Source organism: Rhizobiaceae bacterium (genome assembly GCA_023953845.1).
Lineage (GTDB): Bacteria > Pseudomonadota > Alphaproteobacteria > Rhizobiales > Rhizobiaceae > Arvimicrobium.
The window spans coordinates 1365676-1379511 of record JAMLJC010000001.1 but is presented as its reverse complement, the minus strand read 5'-3'; the positions used below and the strand labels follow the sequence as shown (position 1 = coordinate 1379511).

At 64.0% G+C, this 13836-nt stretch carries 11 protein-coding genes and 1 pseudogene; 7 read left to right on the top strand and 5 right to left on the bottom strand.

Annotated elements, in window-relative coordinates:
- Positions 1-6: 6 nt before the first annotated feature.
- From M9955_06895 to M9955_06885, 3 genes are all read right to left on the bottom strand, one after another.
- Complete coding sequence (locus tag M9955_06895; GenBank protein MCO5081371.1) at positions 7-594, bottom strand: SOS response-associated peptidase; 588 nt, start codon at positions 592-594, stop codon at positions 7-9.
- 191 nt (positions 595-785) lie between these two features.
- Entirely contained in the window at positions 786-2135 is a 1350-nt protein-coding gene (locus M9955_06890) for a hypothetical protein (protein ID MCO5081370.1), read from the bottom strand.
- Between the two features lie 290 nt (positions 2136-2425).
- A complete protein-coding gene (locus tag M9955_06885; GenBank protein ID MCO5081369.1) occupies positions 2426-2623 on the bottom strand; it encodes a heavy-metal-associated domain-containing protein in 198 nt (65 codons plus the stop codon).
- Between the two features lie 165 nt (positions 2624-2788).
- Here M9955_06885 and M9955_06880 point away from each other — a divergent pair, with 165 nt between their 5' ends.
- Together M9955_06880 and M9955_06875 are read left to right on the top strand one after the other, a co-directional pair.
- A complete protein-coding gene (locus M9955_06880; GenBank protein MCO5081368.1) occupies positions 2789-5311 on the top strand; it encodes a heavy metal translocating P-type ATPase in 2523 nt (840 codons plus the stop codon).
- 196 nt (positions 5312-5507) lie between these two features.
- On the top strand, positions 5508-5963 hold the full coding sequence (locus M9955_06875) for a cytochrome c (protein MCO5081367.1): 456 nt from the start codon (positions 5508-5510) through the stop codon (positions 5961-5963).
- Positions 5964-6145: 182 nt separating this feature from the next.
- On the opposite strand, the gene M9955_06870 is transcribed toward M9955_06875, so the two are convergent.
- A complete protein-coding gene (locus M9955_06870; protein MCO5081366.1) occupies positions 6146-6478 on the bottom strand; it encodes a four-helix bundle copper-binding protein in 333 nt (110 codons plus the stop codon).
- A gap of 55 nt (positions 6479-6533) precedes the next feature.
- Positions 6534-6974, bottom strand: a complete 441-nt coding sequence (locus tag M9955_06865) for a DUF305 domain-containing protein (GenBank protein ID MCO5081365.1) — start codon at positions 6972-6974, stop codon at positions 6534-6536.
- 842 nt (positions 6975-7816) lie between these two features.
- Between M9955_06865 and M9955_06860 the strand changes: the two genes are divergently transcribed.
- The 5 genes and pseudogenes from M9955_06860 (at position 7817) to M9955_06840 (ending at position 13810) form a co-directional block, all read left to right on the top strand.
- Positions 7817-8911 (top strand): XRE family transcriptional regulator, encoded by a 1095-nt coding sequence (locus M9955_06860; GenBank protein MCO5081364.1) that lies wholly within the window; start codon positions 7817-7819, stop codon positions 8909-8911.
- Positions 8912-8916: 5 nt separating this feature from the next.
- Positions 8917-9432, top strand: a complete 516-nt coding sequence (locus M9955_06855) for a hypothetical protein (GenBank protein ID MCO5081363.1) — start codon at positions 8917-8919, stop codon at positions 9430-9432.
- 365 nt (positions 9433-9797) lie between these two features.
- Positions 9798-11747 (top strand): cadmium-translocating P-type ATPase, encoded by a 1950-nt coding sequence (gene cadA, locus M9955_06850; protein MCO5081362.1) that lies wholly within the window; start codon positions 9798-9800, stop codon positions 11745-11747.
- A 125-nt stretch (positions 11748-11872) separates the two neighbouring features.
- Positions 11873-13261, top strand: a pseudogene (gene merA, locus M9955_06845) (mercury(II) reductase).
- A gap of 129 nt (positions 13262-13390) precedes the next feature.
- Positions 13391-13810: a hypothetical protein gene (locus M9955_06840; GenBank protein ID MCO5081361.1), complete on the top strand. Its 420-nt coding sequence runs from the start codon at positions 13391-13393 to the stop codon at positions 13808-13810.
- The last annotated feature ends 26 nt before the right edge of the window (positions 13811-13836 follow it).

The following is a 13836-nucleotide window of genomic DNA, read 5'->3' as shown; positions in this document are numbered from 1 at the left end:
CTTCGCTCACCCGACCTGCTCCACCGCAAGGGCTCCAGCAGGAAGTGGCCTGATCAGGGACTGCGCCGGAACGTTGGGATCGAGCCAGCCCGCCCAGGAATCGCGCTCCAGGATCACGATCTGGCGGTCGTGGTAAGGAGCCACATCAGGACCGGGCGCGGTCGTGAGCATGGTGAAGGCTTCGCCAACCTCCGGATGCGAGCGCCAGATGCCCGCAATGCAGAAGACCGACCGTCCGGGCATCGTGAACAGCCATTTGTCCTTCCGCTTCTTCGCTGGATCCTTCGGATCCGTAAACTCGTAGAACCCATCGGCCACGATCAGGCATCGGGTTGACGCGAAGTCGCGACCTTCTGAACGGAAGTTGTAGATTGGCCGCTTGTTCGACCCCGGCCAGCTCCAGCGGCGCTGAACCAGTTCGGCTTCCTCCGTATCCACAGCCCGACGAACGATCGGCCCGGTATCGGTTATCTTGATGTCGTCCCGGGGCTCAAGGTTAGGCACGCCTTCGTTGAAGCGAATCCGTATCTTTAGGTCCGCGAACTCTTCAATGATGGTCCCAACGTCGACCTTCAGGCGGTAGTCGTTGCACATCGACATGCTCTCGCTGCTGGAGGAGCGCCGTCAGCCCGTCGCGCGCCCTCGACAAGCAATGAACCGCTCTTCCGCATATAACCGGAGAATCGGTTATACAAAAAGCCATTGCGGAGTATGCGCCGCGACGATCCTCATGCAGTGATCAGCCTCCGACCGCACCACCTCCTCATGGTCTGGATGGACCGCAATCAGCTTGAAATGTGGTGCAGCCTAAAAAGCTTGTGGAAGAAACCGATGATCCTCGCCTCGGCGTGGTCCCCAACTAGTTCATTCGCCCCGAACCGATAGACCTCGTATCCGGCAAGGCGCAATTCGCGATCAGATGACACCATCTCGGCGTACACCTTCAATGAGGGAAGGTCGCCTTCCGAGAAGTGGTGCTTGCCGTCGACCTCGATCACGATGCGATGACGGTTGGGAAGCAGTATCAGAAAGTCCATCCGCTGGCGCGGCAGCGGCAGGCGGTGACGCAAGGTCTTCGCGATGGCAGGATCATAATGAAGGTAGACCTGCGGCAGGAGCGCAGGCAGCGCCTCGCCCAGGAAACGACGATAGGTCTTGAAGTAGGTCGCGAACAGCTTGCGCTCTGCGTCCGAGGCCAAGGATTCCTGGAGACGCGCTCCTAGATCCGCTGCATTGGCCCCCGGCGTAACCTCGCCCCACCAGGCGACAAGGTCAGACCACGAAAGGCCGCTCGCTCCGATCGGTCGGTCGTAGACGAGGCAGCTCTCTTCGCCAGACAGGATGACAATGTCGTTGTTGATCGCGTCGGCGAACCCGATCTCGGGCTTTGGTCCTCGCGAGGCAAAGATCAGGTTCTTCGGCCGGCCGCCGACCCCATGCGCCCGAGAGCGGAAAGTGAAGATCGGGTGACCGGAGATTTCTCCATCCTGTGCCAGCTCATATCCATCTCGCAAAAGGACCTTGTTCAAGGCGATGACCAACTCCGCTTGTTTATCGCCTGATCGGGAAAGCGGGTGCACTGCCTGTTCGAGCAAGGCACCGAACCTGGCCCTCGAGCAATCGAAGGCGCCGATCTTCCCGAACAGGTCTTCGACCGACCAGTCGCCGGGATTGTGATCCATGTGTCGGATGATCTGGTCGCGCAGGCCTTTGCCGCTGGTTCCGAAGAAAATTTCGAATGGAGAAGAAAGCGGAAAGCAAGCCTCGACTACCTCTATCGTGCTGCGCTCGCCGGCGAGATCGTCGCCGAAGATTCGCGCAACGTCTCGGCGTGTGATCTGCGTCAACGGCGGCTCGGCCGCCTCGAGCACCTTCCGGCCTGCTTCCTCGAGCGGGATGTCATTGCGATCGGCGGCGAACTTGAGTGCCAGCCGCGCCAACTCCTCCTGCGTGAGGTTCTCAAGAGCAGCTTCGATACGCTGCCGCTTCGAGTAGCCGTCCGGAGCAGGCACTAGCAGCCCGGCAATCCGTTCCGGCTCCTGACTCAGTTGCGCGTGGCTCATGCCGTGCAAGAACCCGGCCATTAGCCGATAGAGGTCAAGGCTCTTCGTGGCATCCTCGATGTGACCCGACACGCCTGTGTCTCCGGATCCGGCAACGGTCCGCTTCCCGTCTGCGGCGCAGGGCCGCAAACCGGGAAGGTTGGAACCCGTTGCGCCTGACTCTTCGATTACACTGAAACGACATTCCTCCCTCAAGGCAACCGGGCTGCGGTTCCAAGGGACGGTCAGCTCGGGTCGACTTGGCCGAAACGCAACTTCATCCCAGTCTACAAGACCGAGCCTCCTGGCCTGCTGCGAACCCTCGTCGGCCCCGACTGGGCGTGGGAGTCGCCCGGCAGTAATCCTTTGGCGACCCCTCCGCCTCAAGCCGCTCTGGCGGGATAGCCTGCGTCGGCAAGCGCCGCGCTCACCTTGCTGGGGTCGGCTGCCGTACTTACGGCTACCGTCTTGGTGGCGAGATCAACTTGGACGACGGCAGAAGCGTCGACATCCTTCACCGCCTTTGTCACCGCCGCCGCGCAATGGCCGCAGGTCATGTCGGGAACGTTCAGCTTCAGCACTTTCATCTCCTTCGTTTGGTGTCACGAAATGCCGATGGGCAGAAGATGGGGCTTCCAGCCGCTGGAAGGTCAAGATCCCGAAGACGCCTCGCTGGCTATTGACCTTCCAGTAACTGGAACAACTACATCGGTCGCCGGGACAGTCGCAGAAGGAAACTAGGCACGATGAATGCTCACGTCAGAAGCGATGCCTTCGGCCAGAGCCAAGCCTTTCCGGTCGAGGGAATGACCTGCGCCTCGTGCGTGCGCCGCGTCGAGCAGGCCATCGCGAAGGTGCCCGGGGTAAGATCCGTCGCGGTCAACCTCGCCAGCGGGACCGCATCCGTCACCTACGATGGCTCTCCGGTGCCGCAGGCGGTGGCTGAGGCTATCAGCTATGTCGGATACGAGGTCGCCACTGAAACGGCGGAAATCGAGGTAGAAGGGATGACCTGCGCCTCGTGCGTGCGCCGCGTCGAGCAGGCCATCGCGGCCGTTCCCGGCGTACTCAAGGCCTCGGTTAACCTCGCAACGGAACGGGCGACGATCAAGGCACCGTCCCCCGTCCCTTTCGCCGCGATCGAGGCTGCCGTCCGCGAGGCAGGATACGAGCCGCGCCGGATCGCGTCGGGAAGCATTGCAGCAGACGCGCGGCAGGAAGCCCGCGACAAGGAGCTGCGGTGCCTCCGGCGTGACTTCTGGATCGCGGCAGCGCTGACCCTGCCCATCTTCCTGCTCGAGATGGGATCGCACCTGTTGCCGCAGCTGCACCATTGGCTCCTGATGAACGTCGGGCAGCAGCCGCTCTACCTCGCCTTCTTCGTGCTGGCGACCGCCGTCCAGTTCGGACCCGGACTCCGCTTCTACAGGAAGGGCGTGCCTGCCCTGCTGCGCCTCGCGCCCGACATGAATTCCCTGGTCGTGCTCGGTTCCACGGCGGCATGGGCCTACTCCGTCGTCGCCACCTTCGCGCCCTCGGCGCTGCCCGAGGGGACCGCCAACGTCTATTACGAGGCATCGGCCGTGATCGTCACGCTGATCCTGCTCGGCCGTCTCCTCGAGGCGAAGGCGAAGGGCAGGACCAGCGAGGCGATCAAGCGGCTCATGGGCCTGCAGGCCAGGTCCGCCCGGGTTGAGCGGGACAGCGAGTTCGTTGATGTCCCGCTGGAAGAGGTCATCGAGGGTGACGTGCTCCAGGTGCGCCCAGGCGACAGGATACCCGTCGACGGCGTCGTCCTGCGCGGCTCGTCCTTCGTCGACGAGTCCATGCTCACGGGCGAACCCGTCCCCGTGACGAAGGGCGAGGGCGACGAGGTGACGGGCGGCACCGTCAACAAGACCGGAGCCTTTAACTTCCGCGCGACGAAGGTCGGCGCAGACACCGTACTGGCGCAGATCATCAGGATGGTCGAGGCAGCGCAGGGCTCGAAGCTCCCGATCCAGGCCCTTGTCGACAAGGTGACGGCATGGTTTGTGCCCGCCGTGATGGCGGCCGCCGCGGCCACCTTCCTGGTCTGGCTCGCCTTTGGCCCGGAGCCTGCCGTCACCTTCGCGCTCGTCAACGCGGTCGCCGTTCTGATCATCGCCTGCCCCTGCGCCATGGGCCTGGCGACGCCGACCTCCATCATGGTCGGCACCGGACGGGCGGCGGAGCTGGGGGTTCTGTTCCGGAACGGCGAGGCGCTGCAGACCCTGAGGGCAACGGACGTAGTGGCGCTCGACAAGACGGGCACGCTGACTGCGGGCCGACCCGAGCTGACGGACTTCGAGGTAACCGAAGGATTCGAGCGCGACCGGGTGCTGTCGCTGGTCGCTGCCGCCGAGGCGGGCTCCGAGCATCCGGTCGCCGCCGCGATCGTCGCCGCTGCCAAGCGCGAGGGCCTGACCGTCCCTCCCGCCGAGGACTTTGAGGCGGTGCCAGGGTTCGGCGTGAAGGCACGGGTCGGCGGCCATGATGTCGCTGTTGGCGCGGACCGCTACATGAGGCAGCTCGGCATCGACGTGGAAGGATTCGCTGAAGCTGCCGCGGCACTCGGCAGGAAGGCGAAGAGCCCCCTGTTTGCTGCCGTCGACGGCAGGCTGGCGGCCTTGGTCGCGGTGGCCGACCCGCTCAAGCCGACCACCCCGCATGCCATAGCCGCCCTCCACGCGCTCGGCCTCAAGGTGGCGATGGTGACGGGGGACAGCAGGCGTACGGCCGAGGCCATCGCCGCCGAACTCGGCATCGACGAGGTCGTGGCCGAGGTGCTCCCTGATGGCAAGGTCGAGGCGATCAAGCGCCTGCGCGAGGGTGGCCGGGTAGTCAGCTTCGTCGGCGACGGCATCAACGACGCCCCTGCCCTCGCCAAGGCGGATGTCGGCATCGCAATCGGCACCGGAACAGACGTGGCCATCGAGAGTGCCGACGTGGTGCTGATGTCGGGCGACCTGACAGGCGTGGCGAACGCGATAGGCCTGTCGAAGGCCACGATGCGCAACATCAGACAGAACCTCTTCTGGGCCTTCGCCTACAACGCCGCCCTCATTCCGGTGGCCGCGGGCGTACTCTTCCCGGCTTGGGGTATCCTGCTGTCGCCTATGCTGGCGGCAGGGGCGATGGCGCTCTCCAGCGTTTTCGTCCTCGGCAACGCGCTGAGGCTGAAGCGCTTCCAGGCACCGCTTCGAGACAGGACCGCTGGAGAGGCGGTGCCCGCAGCTGCCGTGAGATGAGGCCAGGCCACGAAGAAAGGACTTCGGCGCAAGTCTTATGCGCGCGCACAGGCTGCCGCCACGGGGAGGCCACGATGATGGACGACGGAACGGTTGACATGATGACGGGCAGCGGGCCGGTCTGGCTCCTGCTACAGCTAGTCCTCGTCCTCACAGTCGCGGCGCAGGTGGACTGCCTGTTCTTCAGCGGACGCAAATGAGCTGGAAGGGAGCATTACTCGGCATCATTGCGGCGGTCGCCGGAATCGCTGCTCTCGTCTTGTGGCATCTAGGATTCGGCTCCGACGAGCGGGCCGCCATCGCGCAGGGACGGAAGCTCTATGCCGGACACTGCGCGGCATGCCATGGAGCGAACCTTGAAGGCCAGCCCGACTGGAAGAAGCCACTGCCTTCGGGCCGCATGCCCGCCCCTCCTCACGATGCCTCCGGACACACCTGGCACCATGCGGACGGCATCCTGTTCCGTATTTCGAAGGAAGGTCCTGCAGCCGTCGTGGGCGGCAGCTACGAGAGCGACATGCCTGGTTTCGAGGGCGTTTTGAGCGACGACGAGATCCGGTCTGTGTTGACCTATATCAAGAGCACGTGGCCCGAGAAGGAGCGCGCCTATCAGCAGGAACTGAGTCGACGGGAAGCAGATGAGGGCCGCTGAACCAACCCAATGGCTGGTCTCCAGGCTGCTGGTCCTTCCCACGCCTTGAACTTGACGATAGCTCCTGTCCGCCACGGCTGCCTGTCCTTGCCGGAACCGGATGGAGTTGCCTTGGCATCATGCCTCGCTCCCCGAGAGCCATCCCCGGCAACATCGGGTTTGCCGGGGACGGAACTACCGGGTCAAGCAGCCATCTTGCGGCATTCCTCGGCGCAGCGGCGGCAGGCGTCCACGCACTCCTGCATGTCGCCGAGCCGCTCGCAGTCGTCCGCGCACTCGTCGCAGATCTCGGCACATTCGCGGCAGGTATGCTTGTGGTGCTCCGAGCCGATCAGCATGAAATGGGCCGATGTCCGACATATCTCGGCGCAGGCCATCATGAGCGTGAAGTGCTTCTTCTCCGTGTGCTCGCCGCCCATCTCGAGGCAGTGGCCCATCGCGGTCGAGAGGCAGACCGAATAGCAGTTCAGGCACTCGTCGATGCAGCGCCTCATTTCCGGGCTGATGTGATGCATTCCTTTTCTCCTTGCTGAGAGACGGTACGCGGGACCGAAGTCGCGCGACTCCGCCTCATTTTGCGTTCTCTTCGATCCACGCGGTCATCTCGGCGATTTCCTGCTTCTGGGCGGCGATGATCTCCTCCGCCAGCGCCTTCATGGCCTCGTCGTCGCCGTACTTGAGCTCCGTCTCCGCCATGACGATCGCGCCCTGGTGATGGGCGATCATGCCGCAAGCGAAGGCGACATCCGGATCGTCGGCCATCATGCCCTTCCTCATGTTGCGGTCCGGCTCCATCATGCCTTCCATGGCGGCGCGCTGATGTTCTTGCATCGCCGACATGTCCATCTGGCCATGGGAGGCATTCTGCTCCCCGGCGCCTGCGCCCGCCTTGGCACATGCCTCCGGGAAGTCCGCGATCGCGGCATCGGAACTGGAGCTATCTTGCGCGAACGCAGTGCTGGCGATGGAGATGGCGAGTGCCGCGGTGGCGGCTGCTGTGGTCATACGCATGGTTGATCCTTCCAGAAAGAATTTGCTCCGGCACCCATAACGGGGCGCCGCGGTGGAGGGTGGAAGGGATCAAGCGTCCGGCGGTCGGTCGAGGCGGAACACAGCGGTAGAGGATGTGACTTGCGGCACATGGCTTACCTGCTGCCCTCCTGTCGGTTCAGGGAGCAGCCCGGCCATGGCCGGGATCGCTACCCAGATGCAATGGATGGGCGAGCAACACTGCAGGGTTCCGCTAGACAGGTGGGGACAGTGTTCAGCTTCAGCGTGTTCGTCTTGCGGAACGTGGAGCGAAGGCGATGCCCCTCCCGGGAGAGGTGCCTCCATTTCGATGACAGCACCGATGGCACCGCTCACCAGCACGATCGACAACAGGACCGAGGCCAGTATCCTGGCCAGGGGAGCAACGGGCATCGTCAGGGGCCTCCTGCCTCCTAACGATGCCCGGCATAGGTTGTTCCGTACGAAGGCTCCGTGTCTGCCCCAAGGTGGTGAGCGCAGCTGCGACACTGCACGCTCCCAAGGGCAACGGCCGCTCCTTGCATACTTCACATTCAAGGCTGCGAAGAGGAGCACGCACATGCGCTTGAAGGACGCTTCCCGGGCGGCACTCGATAACCGAGATTCCGGTTAACGGGACGCAGCGCGTCAGCCAGTTTGTCACTGCGGCAGAAGCAAGAACTCGCACAATGCGGAATCGATCCGCCGTGCTGCGGTGCGTCTCCGATGCCAACGGTCTGGACGGCCACCCCGCCTGCCACTTGAATGCAATTCAGATCACTGCGTTAATTCCTTGCACATTGCCTATGTGCAATTTAGGTATAAGGCACACACCGGAGGCTGGTATGACGAATTCGTTGATAGGCCAGCGGCTGCGCATGCTCCGTGACGAGAAAGGCCTATCCCAGGCCGACATTGCGGCGCTTCTCGAACTCAACGACCGCCAGACAGTCCAGGCGATAGAGAGCGGCGCGCGTTCGCTGAAGGCACCCGAGTTGGTCGCGCTTGTGCAGGAGCTGCAGCTGCCCATCGACTACTTCACGGATCCTTTCAGGCTCCGCCACAAGGCTGCGTTTTGCTGGAGGAAGTCCGGCGAGGCGGCCGATGCTCGTCTGGGGGATTTCCAAGAGAAGGCGAAGGCATGGCTAGGGGCATACAGGGCGCTCGCCGAGCGGAGCGGAGACCTGCCGGTCACACTCCCGACGCTGGGCCTGGGCGAGCGTTCGAGCCTCGAAGAGGCCGAAGCCGCCGCCGAACGGCTTGCCGCCAAGCACTTCGGAGATTCGGTGCCCGCTGCACGTCTGGCGAGGGTAATCGAGGATGATCTGGATACGCTGGTGCTGATGGTGGATGCAGACCCTTCGATTTCCGGAGCTGCTTGCCATACCGTCGGGCTGAATGCGGCACTGGTCAACCGACACGAGGTAGAGGGCAGACGCAACTTCGACCTAGCCCATGAACTCTTCCACGTCCTTACGTGGCAGGAGCTCCCGCCTGCTTATATCGACGGGCAAGGGACCAAGAAGCAGGCAAGGACGGAAAAGCTCGCGGACAAGTTCGCGATCACGCTGCTGACTCCCGCGTTCAAGCTTGCCAAGTACCGGACATCCCAGGTCGCTACCGTGGACTGGCTGAACCGGACGGCCGACGAGTTCGGAGTGACATCCCTCGCGCTTATGTACCGCGTGCTCAACCTCGGCTGGATCACGAAACCGCAGGCGGACGGGATCGACCGGAGCCTCCTTGTGAACAACGGGAGACGGACCCCGCGCACCGAGTCCGTTCTCCCATTCGGGCGCCGCTTCCTGTCGGCGTTTTCCGAAGGCATAGGCGAAGGCAGGATTTCAGTGAGGAAAGCGGCGGCGATCCTTGGCGTGACGGTTGACGGGCTTGGCCGACTCCTTGAGGGTCACGGACTGGAGAAGAACTTCGACCTGTAGGCCCGGTGCGGAAACGCGTTTACGTCGACACGAACCTGATCCTCACTGCACACGCACATCGCCTCTGGAAGGAAATCGCCTTCCGCCACAGGGTCGAGACGGTTGTGCAGTGCGTGCTGGAAACCCATACCGGGCTTCAGAACCGCGATCCGGAGACCTGGATCGATGACCGCGAGCTCAGGACTTCTTTGGCGCGGCCGCCACACGAGGTCACCGACCTGCAGCGTGCGAGAGTCCTTCTCATGGAAGGCGGGCCGGCGTTGCACGATGGCGAGCGAGACCTGTGGGCACACGCGCTGGACGATCCCGAGGCATGGCTCGCCTCGGGGCCGGACACCGCCTCAAACCGCTTCGGCATCCTAAACGGCCATGCCGACCGACTGGTCAGCCTCGAGGACCTCGTGGCCCACCGGAAGGGATTCGCCCGGATAGGAGTTCCCAGCCACTACTGCCGCAAATGGCTGGGAGAGCTGAAGACCCGGGAGCTGACGGCGCTCCTTTCTCGTTCCGGAACCAAATGATGCCTGTCCTGCCAAATGGGCGAAGACGCTTGTAAGAAACTCCTGCGGTCCCTGCGGCGGCGCACTTCCCACAACTTCGGGTGTTGGTGTGCAAAAGCCCGACAAACATCGCCAACCACGCGCTTGACCTTCCACCTGCTGGAAGGTGAATAGTGCCCGAAAGACCAGGGACAGGGCCGCGCAGACGGCGGCAAACGGGGTGCTCAATGGACGCGGTGGAAGGTCGAGGCAAGCGGCATGGTGACCATGGCCATCATGGCCACCATGGTCATGGTCATCATCATCATCATCATCAGCAGCATCAGCCGACGGGCGGAAACGATCATGGCGGCCAGTCCGGACATGGCGGGCATGACCACGGCGAGATGGTGGCCGACTTCCGGCGCAGGTTCTGGATCTCTCTTCTACTGACACCGCCCGTCCTGCTCCTGTCCCCGATGATCCAGCATTGGCTGGGCATCGACGGTGCCTTGGATTTCCCCGGAAGCGAGCTGCTGCTGTTCGCTCTCTCGACCGTCATCTACGTCTATGGCGGCTGGCCGTTCCTGACGGGCTTCACGTCAGAGCTGCGCGCGGGCAAGCCCGGCATGATGACGCTGATCGCGCTGGCCATCTCCGTCGCCTACATCTACTCGGCCGCAGTCACTTTCGGCCTCCCCGGAATGTCGTTCTACTGGGAGTTGGCGACGCTGATCGTCATCATGCTCCTCGGTCACTGGCTCGAGATGCGTTCGGTCATGGGAGCGTCCCGAGCCCTCGAAGAGCTCGTCCGCCTGCTCCCGGACACGGCAGCACGGCTGGACGCCAACGGAGCCGTTACCGAGGTCCCGATATCCGAACTCGTTCCGGGTGACCGGGTCCTGGTCCGGCCCGGGGCCAAGGTCCCGGTCGACGGCGCGATCGTTGAAGGCAGGTCCTCGTTCAACGAAGCGATGCTGACGGGCGAATCCCGCCCGGTGTCGAAGGAAGCGGGCGACCGCGCGATCGGGGGCGCGATCAACGGCGCGAATGCCGTGACCATCGAGGTCACTGCAACGGGCGACAAGACCTACCTGGCCCAGGTCATCAATCTTGTCAGGGAAGCTCAGGCGACGCGCTCGCGAACCCAGGACATCGCGAACCGCGCCGCCGCCTGGCTCACCTACATCGCCCTTGCCGTGGGTATCGGGTCACTCGTCTACTGGGTCGCGGCCGGCGAGAGCTGGCAGTTCGCCATCGAACGCATGGTGACGGTCATGGTCATCGCCTGCCCACATGCGCTCGGGCTGGCGGTTCCGCTGGTCGTCGCCGTGAGCACGTCCCTCAGTGCAGGAAGCGGTCTTCTGATCCGCGACCGCGCTGCCTTCGAGCGCGCCCGCAACCTGGACGCGGTCGTTTTCGACAAGACGGGAACGCTGACAGAAGGGCGGTTCGGGGTGAGCGACATCGTCCTTCTCGCGGATGGAAGCGAAGAGGAAGAACTGCGGTTCGCCGCCTCGGTGGAGAGCCACTCCGAGCATCCGATCGCGCAGGGGATAGTCGCCGCCGCGAAGGAGAGGGGCATCGCCTTCCCCGCTCCGGGCCAGGTCCGGAACCTCACGGGCGAGGGCATCGTCGCAGAGGTCGAGGGACAGGACATCCGCATCGTGAGTCCCGGCCACCTCGCCAGGCAGGGCAATCCGGTGCCAGGCAGCCAACTCGGCGAGCTCGAGGCAGAAGGCAAGACGGTCGTCGTACTCGTGCGGAACGGCAAGCCGCGCGCCTTGTTCGCGCTGGCGGACATCGTCAGGCCCGAGTCCCGGGAGGCGATCGCGGAGCTGAAGGCCCTGGGAATCAGTTCCATCATGCTGACGGGAGACGCAAAGGGCGTGGCTGCGTCCGTTTCCCGCGAGCTCGGGATCGCCGAGTATTTCGCCGAGGTGCTTCCGGACGAGAAGTCGGCGAAGATCAAGGAGCTGCAGGCGCGAGGTCTCCAGGTTGCCATGGTCGGCGACGGCGTGAACGATGCGCCGGCGCTCGTGCAGGCAGACCTTGGCGTCGCGATCGGAGCCGGAACCGATGTCGCGGTGGAGTCCGCCGACGTGGTCCTGGTCAGGAGCGACCCGAGGGATGTCGCGGCTATCCTCGGGCTGTCCCGCGCCACCTACAGGAAGATGGTGCAGAACCTGATCTGGGCGACCGGATACAATGCCATCGCCATACCGATGGCAGCGGGCATTACCTTCGGGACCGGGTTCCTGATGACACCGGCAGTCGGCGCGGTGTTCATGTCCGCTAGCACGATCATCGTAGCGATCAACGCGCAGCTGCTCAGGCTCTACCGCAAGAACGCGTGAAACAGAGGTAGCGCCATCGCCGCCGCGACGCGTGCACCGGGTGGTGGTTGCAAGTCGTGCCGATGTTGACGTGAGCGCCAAGGAAAAGATCCATGGAAACAGACAGCACAACAGAACCGAACCGCTATGACCTTGCCGTCCTCGGAGCAGGATCCGCAGGATTCTCTGCCGCGATCACTGCCGCTGAGGCGGGCGCACGCGTCGTCCTGGTCGGGAGCGGCACGATCGGGGGCACCTGCGTAAACGTCGGCTGCGTGCCCTCCAAGGCGCTGATCAGGGCAACGGAAGCCCTCCACAACGCGCGGGCGGCTGTCCGCTTCGCCGGAATCTCCGGACATGCCGAAGTCATCGACTGGAGCGAGACGGTCCGCCAGAAGGACGAACTGGTCGCAGGCCTCCGAAAGGAGAAGTATTCAGACCTCCTACGGGCCTATGAGGGCATCACATACCGTGAGGGCAGCGCACGGCTCGTGGACGGCGGCATCGAAGTCGCGGGAGAGCGGATGTCGTCCCCCAGGATTGTCATCGCCACGGGGGCCCGACCCGCGATTCCGCCGATCTCCGGGATCGAATCTGTTCCTTACCTCACGAGCACCACGGCCCTCGAGCTTACGGAGCTTCCAAGATCGATGATCGTGGTTGGCGCGGGGTACATCGGCGCTGAGCTGGCGCAGCTGTTCGCCCGCGCGGGCGTTGCCGTTACCCTGGTCTGTCGGTCCCGCCTGCTCCCCGAGGCGGAACCCGAGATCAGCGCGGCGCTGGAGGGATATCTCGCGGACGAGGGCGTAGAGGTCCTAAGCGGTGTCGTCTACCGACACGCCAGCAAGAGCAACGTCGGCATCCAGCTTGCCGTCGTGCACGATGGCATGGACCGGGTCCTCGACGCGGCGAAACTCCTGTTCGCAACCGGGCGAGTTCCGAACACCGAAGGCCTCGGCCTGGCGGAAGCCGGGGTAGATACCTCCGCCGCAGGCTATGTTGTGGTGGACGACCTGATGCGGACGACGGCCGCTGGCATCTATGCGGCAGGGGATGTCACGGGCAGGGACCAATTCGTCTACATGGCGGCCTACGGCGCGAAGCTGGCGACCAGGAACGCGCTGGATGGCGACAGCATGCGCTACGATGCCTCTGCGATGCCTGCCATCGTATTCACCGATCCACAGGTCGCCAGCGTCGGGCTGACGGAGGCGCAAGCCCGCGCGGCCGGGCACCAGGTGCTGACTTCGGTGCTTTCCCTCGACAACGTGCCGCGCGCGCTCGCGGCGCGCGACACGCGCGGCATGATCAAGCTTGTCGCAGCACGGCAAAACCGCAAGCTGGTCGGAGCGCATATCCTCGCGCCGGAGGGCGCCGACAGCATCCAGACCGCGGCGCTGGCGATACGCTGCGGGCTAACCATCGATGACCTTGCCGAAACGCTGTTCCCCTACCTCACGACGGTCGAGGGGCTGAAGCTAGCCGCGCTAGCCTTCGACAAGGATGTCGCGAAACTCTCTTGTTGCGCGGGATAGCGATCAACACCTTTCGGCGGCTGTTAAATGAATTTGCCTACCACCTTGCCCCACTTTGATCCAGGACAAGAAGTATTGCGGCATCCCGGACTATCATGGATAGTCCAAGGCGCGAGAAGGACAAGAAGCTTGCAACTGAACCCGGCCAACGCAGCAAGGAGAGGAACGGCGACGCTACCCGCCGCGCGACTTCTCGCCTTCCTGCTGGCCGTTCTTGTTGCCGTTTCCTTGGTTGGCTTCGGCACCGCGCACGCGCATGGCGGTGAGGCGCATATCGTCAACGGCTATGCCGATGTTGCCGCTAACGCTCCGCACGGGCATCAGGCGAACGCGCATTCCGTCCCTTGCGACGAGGACCACGCCGACGAGGAAGGCCAGGACGACTGCTGCATGTCGGCCACCTCCTGTGCAGTCTGCGTCCCGGTTCCGTCCGGGGAAATCACGTTCGGCATTGCAGGAATCCTGGCGACGCCCGCAATGGTTTCCGCCTCGCTTCCCCGGGATCCACCGACCCTGTCCCGTCCTCCCAAGCTCTCCGTGATCGCCTGAGCGCACGCGCCATCGGTTCGTGCGCT

Bases quoted from the DNA above. Each gene is read 5' to 3' on its own strand.
- M9955_06895 (MCO5081371.1), bottom strand. From the start codon at position 594: ATGTGCAACGACTACCGCCTGAAGGTCGACGTTGGGACCATCATTGAA.
- M9955_06880 (MCO5081368.1), top strand. From the start codon at position 2,789: ATGAATGCTCACGTCAGAAGCGATGCCTTCGGCCAGAGCCAAGCCTTT.
- M9955_06875 (MCO5081367.1), top strand. From the start codon at position 5,508: ATGAGCTGGAAGGGAGCATTACTCGGCATCATTGCGGCGGTCGCCGGA.
- M9955_06870 (MCO5081366.1), bottom strand. From the start codon at position 6,478: ATGCATCACATCAGCCCGGAAATGAGGCGCTGCATCGACGAGTGCCTG.
- M9955_06865 (MCO5081365.1), bottom strand. From the start codon at position 6,974: ATGCGTATGACCACAGCAGCCGCCACCGCGGCACTCGCCATCTCCATC.
- M9955_06860 (MCO5081364.1), top strand. From the start codon at position 7,817: ATGACGAATTCGTTGATAGGCCAGCGGCTGCGCATGCTCCGTGACGAG.
- cadA (MCO5081362.1), top strand. From the start codon at position 9,798: ATGGTGGCCGACTTCCGGCGCAGGTTCTGGATCTCTCTTCTACTGACA.